Source organism: Thermoflexus sp., assembly GCF_025055495.1.
Classification (GTDB): Bacteria; Chloroflexota; Anaerolineae; order Thermoflexales; family Thermoflexaceae; genus Thermoflexus.
The window spans coordinates 1-7,599 of sequence record NZ_JANWXB010000010.1 but is presented as its reverse complement, the minus strand read 5'-3'; the positions used below and the strand labels follow the sequence as shown (position 1 = coordinate 7,599).

Here is a 7,599-nt window from a genome sequence, read left to right as displayed (position 1 = left end):
GGGCGGGGGCGCCCCCGCCCCAGAAGATCCTCCCTTTTCTCCTCCCTCCCCACGGACCAGAGGGCCATGAGGAGAAGAGGGGAGAAAAGATCTTTTCAGGGCGGTGTGGGGGTCAAAGGCCCCCCGCACCGCCCCCATCCCCCCAATGAAAAACGGACAGAGCACTGCTTGACAAACCCTGGAGCGGAAGAGGACACGGGATGAGCACTCCAACCACCGGCGCTGTAGATCCGGAGACCCTCTGGCACACGCTTCCTGTCGAAGCCTGCCTGGAGCAGCTGAAGTCCAGGCCGGACGGGCTTCATCCGACGGAGGCTGCTCGCCGGCTTCGCGAATATGGTCCTAACCAACTGGAAGCCGCGCGCCGCATATCCCCATGGTCCATCCTCCTCGCCCAGTTCAAGAACGTCCTGGTGCTGATCCTGCTGGTGGCGACGGTTCTGTCGATCTTCCTGGGGCATGGAACGGAAGCCATCGTCATCCTGATCATCGTCGGCCTGGCGGTCTCCCTGGGGTTCATTCAGGAGTATCGGGCGGAACGGGCCCTGGAGGCGCTCCGCCGCATGGCCGCTCCCATGGCGACGGTGATCCGGGACGGACAGGAGGAGCGGATCCCGGCGGAGCAGCTGGTGCCGGGAGATATCGTGGTGCTTCACGCGGGGGATCGCGTGCCCGCGGATCTCCGGCTGATCGAAGCGATCAACCTGCAGATCGATGAATCCGTCCTCACCGGCGAGTCCGTCCCGGTGGAAAAGCAGACGGAGCCTATCCCCAACCCCCAGATCCCGGTGGGGGACCGCAAAAACATGGCCTATGCCGGAACGATTGTGACCTATGGGCGGGGCAAGGGCCTGGTGGTGGCCACCGGGATGCGCACCGAGTTCGGCGCCATCGCCCGGATGCTGCAATCCATCGAGCAGGAGAAGACCCCCCTTCAGGAGAATCTGGATCGGACAGGCAAGATGCTGGCGCGCGCCGCCCTGGTGGTGGTGGCCATCATCGTCGCCCTGGGTCTGCTGCGAGGGCAGCCGTGGCTGGAGATGCTGATCTTCGGCCTCGCCCTGGCCGTCGCTGTGGTCCCGGAGGCCCTGCCCGCCGTCGTCACCATCTCCCTGGCCATGGGGGTGCAGCGGATGGTCCGGCGCAACGCCCTGGTGCGCCGGCTGGCGGCGGTGGAGACCCTCGGGAGCACCAACGTCATCTGCACGGACAAGACCGGCACCCTTACCCGGAACGAGATGACCGTCCGCCAGATCTTCCTCTGCGGGCAACGCTGGGAGGTGACAGGGACCGGCTATGAGCCGGTGGGGGAATTCCGGCAGGATGGCCAGCCGGCCACCCCCTCGCCCGATCTGCAACGGCTGCTGCGGGCCGCCGCCCTGGCCTCGGACGCCCGGCTGCTTCGCCAAGCCGATGGAACCTGGCGGGCCCAGGGGGATCCGACAGAGATCGCCCTGGTGGTGGCCGCCGCCAAGGCAGGCTTGCGCCAGGAGGAGCTGGAGGCCCGGTATCCGCGAATTCACGAGATCCCCTTCACCTCCGAGCGCAAGCGGATGACCACGGTGCATCGGGGGCCCGAAGGGGTTTTCGCGGCCTGCAAGGGCGCCCCGGAGATGGTGCTGGAATGCTGTTCCCGCCAGCTCACGGAGGATGGGGATGTCCCCCTGACCCCGACGGATCGCGAGCGGATCCTGGAGCAGGCGAACGAGATGGCCGCCCAGGGCCTGCGGGTGCTCGCCGTGGCGGATCGGATGGACTCCCGCATCGAAGACGGCGAAGAGGATATGACCTTCCTGGGCCTGGTAGGGATGATCGATCCGCCCCGGCCGGAGGCGAAGTCGGCCATCCAGGTCTGTCGGGAGGCTGGCATTCGGGTGATCATGATCACCGGGGATCACCCCGCCACCGCCCGCGCGGTCGCCAAAGAGCTGGATCTGCTGCGAAGCGGACGGGTGATCACCGGATCCCAACTGGACGCAACGAGCGATGAAGATTTCGAGCGCCAGGTTCAAGAAATCGAGGTTTACGCCCGGGTCTCCCCCATTCACAAATACCGGATCGTCACGGCCCTTCAGAAACAGGGGCACATCGTCGCGATGACCGGGGATGGGATCAACGACGCCCCGGCCTTGAAGAAGGCTGATATCGGGGTGGCGATGGGGATCACGGGGACCGATGTCTCCAAAGAGGCGGCCGCCATGATCCTGCTGGACGACAACTTCGCCTCGATTGTGGCGGCGGTGGAGGAAGGTCGAACCATTTTCAACAACATCAAGAAATACCTGTCCTATCTTCTCTCCTCCAATGTGGGGGAGATCCTTTTGCTGGCGACTGCTTCCTTCATCGGTCTGCCCCCTCCATTGAGCGCCGCCCAGATCCTGTATGTGAACCTGGCCACCGACGGCCTGCCCGCCCTGGCCCTGTCCGCGGATCCTCCGGAGCCCGACCTGATGCGCCGCCCGCCCCGCAACCCTCGAATCGGGATCTTCACCCGGCCCCTGGTGGCCTTGATGCTGGCCGGTGGGATCTGGTCGGCGGTGGTGAACCTGTCGCTGTTCGCCTGGGCCCTCTCCTCCGGCCGCAGCCTGCAGGAGAGCATGACGATGGCCTTCGTGTCGCTGGTGCTCATCCAGTTCTTCAAAGCGTATAACTTCCGATCCGATCGCCATCACGTGTGGCAGCATCCCTTTGCGAACCGCTGGTTGAACCTGGCGGTTCTGTGGGAGCTCTTCATGCTGTCGATGATCATCTACGTTCCCTTCCTGAGGAACATGTTCGGCGTCTACAGCCTGCCCCTCATCGACTGGGTGATCGTCCTGCTCGCTTCCGCCACGATCTCGCCCGTCCTGGAGCTGGTGAAGTGGCTGGAGCGCCGGGGCTGGTTCGGTGGGATGCCGGCCTGATCTTCCCTAAGGAGCGAGAGGAGAAAGGAGAAAGACGTGTGGGGGGGCTGGCGGGCCGCCCTTGGTGGCCCGCCAGCCCCCCATCTTTAGGGGGAGATCCACGTCTGGAGCGCGAAGAGATGGAATTCCCATTATGGGCCTGGATCCTCTTCCATGTCATCGTAGCGGTCATGCTGGCCCTGGACCTCGGGGTGTTCCACCGGAACGCTCACGAGGTGAAGATGAAAGAGGCCCTCATCTGGAGCGGGGTATGGATCGCAGCCGCCCTCGCCTTCAACCTCTTGATCCTGCTGGCCTGGGGACGCGAGCTGGCCTTCCACTTCCTCACCGCCTATCTGGTGGAGAAATCCCTCAGCGCCGATAACATCCTGGTCTTCGCCGTGATCTTCTCCTACTTCGCCGTCCCCCCTGCCTATCAGCATCGCGTGCTGTTCTGGGGGATCCTAGGCGCAGTGCTCATGCGGGCCATCTTTATCTTCGCCGGTGTCCAGCTGCTCAGGATATTCCATTGGACGATTTACGCCTTCGGCGCCTTATTGATCTACACCGGAATCCGCCTGGCTCGGCGTAGCGAGGAGAAGGTGCAACCAGAGCGCAACCCGGTCCTCCGCCTCGCCCGTCGTTTCCTGCCCCTTACCCCCACCTATCACGGCCAGCGCTTCCTGGTGCGCGAGGGCAGGTTCTGGATGGCGACGCCGCTGTTGCTGACCCTGCTGGTGGTGGAAAGCACCGATGTGATGTTCGCGGTGGACTCGGTGCCAGCCGTGCTGGCGATCACCCCGGAGCTGTTCATCGCTTACACCTCGAACATCTTCGCCATCCTGGGCCTGCGGGCCCTTTACTTTGTGCTGGCCGGGCTGATCCAGCGGCTCCGCTACCTCCATTTCGGGCTCTCGGTGATCCTGATCTACATCGGCGTCAAGATGCTCCTGTCGGATCTGGTGAGGATCCCACCGGCCATCTCCCTGGGCCTCGTGGCGCTGGCCCTTCTGATCAGTGGGCTGGCCTCATGGATCGCAGCTCAACGGGAGAAGGCTCATCCGCTTTCGCAAAAATGAAACCGGGATCCGGGATCTGCTAAAATGTGCAACCGGGCGGATTCGTCGGATAATCCCCGAGGGCTGGGAGACGACTCCGGACGGCCCTCCCAAACTCGGCTCGGGAACCTGATCCATCCGCCTTGCTCTTCAGGAGCGGAAAGCCTCAGCCTCCGATGGCGCACCAGCTCAGCCTGTTCGATTCGTTGCCGAAACCTGCTCTGACGCCGGAGACGCCGCTCGCTCAGGCCCGACGGGCTTTTGAGGCTTACCGGAAGGGGGGCGATTGCTCCCGGCATACGGCTTATTTCTTCACCCACGACCTCCGCCTTCTGGGCCAGTGCCTGGGGGAGGAGCGGCCGATCGGCGCCATCTGGAGACGTCAGCGCAACATCGGCTGGTCGGATCACAGATCCAGGTTCCCGTCGCGGCCCTCCGCCCAAGCCTGGAGGATCGCCTCGGCGATCTCCTGGGGCGAGCGGGCGTTCGGCGGCAGGCGGAACGGCACCTTGTTCCACAGAGGGGTAGCCACTGCACCAGGTCGCACCACTGTGACGGGGCGGCGGATCTCCTTCCGCAGGGCGTCGGCGAAAGCCTCCAGGCCCGCCTTGGCGGCCGCGTAGGCCCCCAGGCCGGGGAGCCGCAGGCGCTCGTGGATGGCGCCCAGGAAGAACAGATGCGCATTCGCTGCCAGGTAAGGCAGGGTCGCCTGGATGCATAGGAAAGCACCGGTGAGGTTAGCGTCCAGGATGCGGCGCCAATCCTCGAGGGACATGTCCGCCGCCCGAACGGACGCGATATCGCCGGCCGCGTAGAAGAAGGCCTCGAACGGGGCGTGCGGCTGGGCCAGCCGAACCGCCTCGGCTACGCTTTCGGGGCGGGTCACATCCCCATAAACGGTGTAGGGGGTCAGGGTGCTCAGCTCATCGGGACGACGGGAGACGGCCACGACAACGTGGCCCGCCGTCGTCAACGCTTCCACGATGGCCCGGCCGATGCCGCCGGAGGCGCCCCATACGATCGCGTTCGCCATGGATGATCCCCTCGGCGTGGGTTGAGGCGAAGATAGTCGTCCGCCCGGGAAGGCGTTGCGGGGACTTCGCCCCCCAACGGGTATCCGTATTCATTCTACCTCGGCGCTGCGCCGATCTTCACCCTTCTGGGCTCTGCCGCGCCGTTCATCGCCAAGCGCCATGCGTTCCGCTCCCGTGGCTCCCTGCAAAGGCTGGGGTCGCCCCGCAGGCGATCGCCGAGAATTTGCCGACGTAGCGATTCTGGGGGTTTACTGAATAGCGGCCTCAGCGGCCATGAGCAGAAAGCAGATCCCAGCGCTCACTGATCCGACTCAGACCTTCCCTCACTGTATTCAATGATGGGGCATCAGCTCAGCTTGTTCGACGCGTTGGCCAAACCGGCGCTGACGCCGGAGACCCCCCTCGCCCAGGCGCGGGAGGCCTTCGAGAGCCACCTGAAGGGGGGTGACTACTCCCGGCACACCGTCTACTTCTTCATCCACGACCTCCGCCTTCTGGGCCAGTGCCTGGGGGAGGAGCGGCCGATCGGCGCCATCGGCCTGAAGGATCTCCAGGATTTCGTCGACTGGCTGCGCCGCCGTCGCGGCGTCCCGTGCTCGACCAAATCCCTCCGCCGGCGCATCACTTCGGTGAAGGCGTTCTTCCGGTGGCTGCACGAGGATCTCCAGGCGCTGCCCCACAACCCGGCGGCGGAGCTGGTTTACCCTGAGGCCGTCGAGCCCCTCCCGGAAGTTCTGACGCCCGAGCAAATCCAGGCGGCCCTGGAGGCCGCGGCGGGGTTCCGACGGGAAGGGGACGCCCGGCCCCTGACGCTGCTCACGTTGCTGCTGCACACCGGCCTGAAGAAGAGCGAAGTGGCCGCCCTCCGCCTGGATCATTTCGAACTCCACGAGCCCGCGGTGTGGATCCGTTACGCCCACCCCCGCTACCGGCATAAGGAGCGCAAGCTGCCGCTCCCCTCGGAGTGGCCCGACCTGTTCCGGGAATACCTCCGCCAGTATCGGATCGAGAGCCGGGTTTTCCCCTGGACGCCGCGCAACTTAGAATATGTGCTGGACGATGTGGCCCGCCGGGCCGGGATGGATCACCTCTCCTTCGAGACGCTCCGATGGACGTGCGCGCTGCGGGATTTCCTCCAGGGAATGGATCCGGAGGCGCTGCGCCGGAAGCTGGGGCTCTCCGAGATCCAGTGGCGAGACACCTTCCGGCGCCTTCGGCAGCTCGCAGGGCACTCGGAGACGCTATAGCCGGCTCAGGGGACGCTGCGGCTTCCTAGCTCACAAAGGCCTCAGAGGAGAAATATTCGGAGGCCCATGCGAGGGGAAGACCCGCCGAAAGCCTCAGGGCGGACGGCATCCGGCCGATGTGGCCCTCATCCGTTAGCGGCAGACCGGTCGAGGCTATTCATCCGATCCCCCAATCGACATCAGCTCCCGCGGGAACGTGGTGAGGGATTCCCCGCCGGTTTCCGTCACCATCACATCGTCCTCGATGCGCACGCCCCCTTTCCCGGGCAGGTAGATCCCCGGCTCCACGGTGAAGGTCATCCCCGGCTGCAGGGGAGCTGTGTTCCCGGCCACGATGTAGGGCGGCTCGTGGACCTCCAGCCCCAGCCCGTGGCCGGTGCGGTGGAGGAAGTTGGGGCCGTAGCCGGCCGCCTCGATCACCGCGCGGGCGGCCCGATCCACCGCCTCCGCCGGGATCCCGGGCCGCACCGCCGCCCGGCCCGCCGCGTTGGCCTCCCGGACCACCTCGTAGACGCGGCGCAGCTCCGGGTCCGGCTCCCCCAGGGCGAAGGTGCGGGTGAGGTCGGAGACGTAGCCGTCGACGACCACGCCAAAGTCGACGATCACCAGCTCCCCCGGGCCCAGCGGGCGGTCGGAGGGGGTGGCGTGGGGCAGGGCGGCGGACGGCCCGGCCACCACGATGGGCTCAAAGGCCAGGGCGTCGGCCCCGGCGGCGAAGCACGCCTGGATCAGCCGCCGGGCCGCCTCCCGCTCCGTCATCCTGATCCGGACCTCCGGGAGCCACATTCGCAGCGCGGCCTCGGCGACGGCGACCGCCCGCCGCATCGCGGCGATCTCGTCGGGCCCCTTCACCGCTCGCAGCCGCGCGAGCAGCGGCTCGGCCGCGGCGGGCTCCGGCGCCCCGAAGGCGCGGGAGAGCAACGACCACTCCATCACCCGCATCGTCAGGGTCTCCACGGCGATCGGCCCCTCGGGGCGGCCCAGGGCTTCCGCCGCGCGCCCGAACGCCGGGGCCGGCCCCTCCTCGTCCGTGTAGGGGAAGAGGCGCCAGGGGAGGCCGGCCGCCCGCGCCTTCTCGACTTCGAAGGCGGGGAGGATGAGGGCGGGATCGCCCGCGCGGGGGAACAGGGCGACGATGGGCCGCTCCATCCGGTGGAACGAAAGGCCGGTCAGATAGAACAGGTTGGCGCCGGGGACCAGCGCCACGAGCTCGACCTCTTCCCGCGCCATCTCTTCCTGTAGACGAATCCAGCGTGCGGACGCCATCTTCACCTCCAGATCGGAGCTTTTCGTTCGTAGTAGGGCGCTTCAGACGGGCACTAAAAGTGCCCTACTACTGTTTTGTCCACTTTTAATTCGGGGGTTTTCGGGGGCGGTG

General features: G+C 66.2%; 5 protein-coding genes. 3 read left to right on the top strand and 2 right to left on the bottom strand.

Annotation, left to right across the window (positions count from 1 at the left end; translation table 11 throughout):
• Positions 1-200: 200 nt before the first annotated feature.
• Both NZM16_RS00275 and NZM16_RS00270 read left to right on the top strand, forming a co-directional pair.
• Positions 201-2,903 (top strand): calcium-translocating P-type ATPase, SERCA-type, encoded by a 2,703-nt coding sequence (locus NZM16_RS00275; RefSeq protein WP_295477696.1) that lies wholly within the window; start codon positions 201-203, stop codon positions 2,901-2,903.
• Positions 2,904-3,022: 119 nt separating this feature from the next.
• Positions 3,023-3,961, top strand: coding sequence for a TerC family protein (locus tag NZM16_RS00270; protein WP_295477693.1), 939 nt, complete (start codon positions 3,023-3,025; stop codon positions 3,959-3,961).
• Between the two features lie 385 nt (positions 3,962-4,346).
• Here the strand turns inward: NZM16_RS00270 and NZM16_RS00265 are convergent, their stop codons facing one another.
• Positions 4,347-4,973, bottom strand: coding sequence for an SDR family NAD(P)-dependent oxidoreductase (locus NZM16_RS00265; protein WP_295453326.1), 627 nt, complete (start codon positions 4,971-4,973; stop codon positions 4,347-4,349).
• 357 nt (positions 4,974-5,330) lie between these two features.
• On the opposite strand from NZM16_RS00265, the gene NZM16_RS00260 reads away from it, so the two are divergent.
• Positions 5,331-6,221, top strand: coding sequence for a tyrosine-type recombinase/integrase (locus NZM16_RS00260; RefSeq protein WP_295453328.1), 891 nt, complete (start codon positions 5,331-5,333; stop codon positions 6,219-6,221).
• Between the two features lie 153 nt (positions 6,222-6,374).
• On the opposite strand, the gene NZM16_RS00255 is transcribed toward NZM16_RS00260, so the two are convergent.
• Positions 6,375-7,487, bottom strand: coding sequence for a Xaa-Pro peptidase family protein (locus tag NZM16_RS00255; RefSeq protein WP_295453331.1), 1,113 nt, complete (start codon positions 7,485-7,487; stop codon positions 6,375-6,377).
• Between the last annotated feature and the right edge of the window lie 112 nt (positions 7,488-7,599).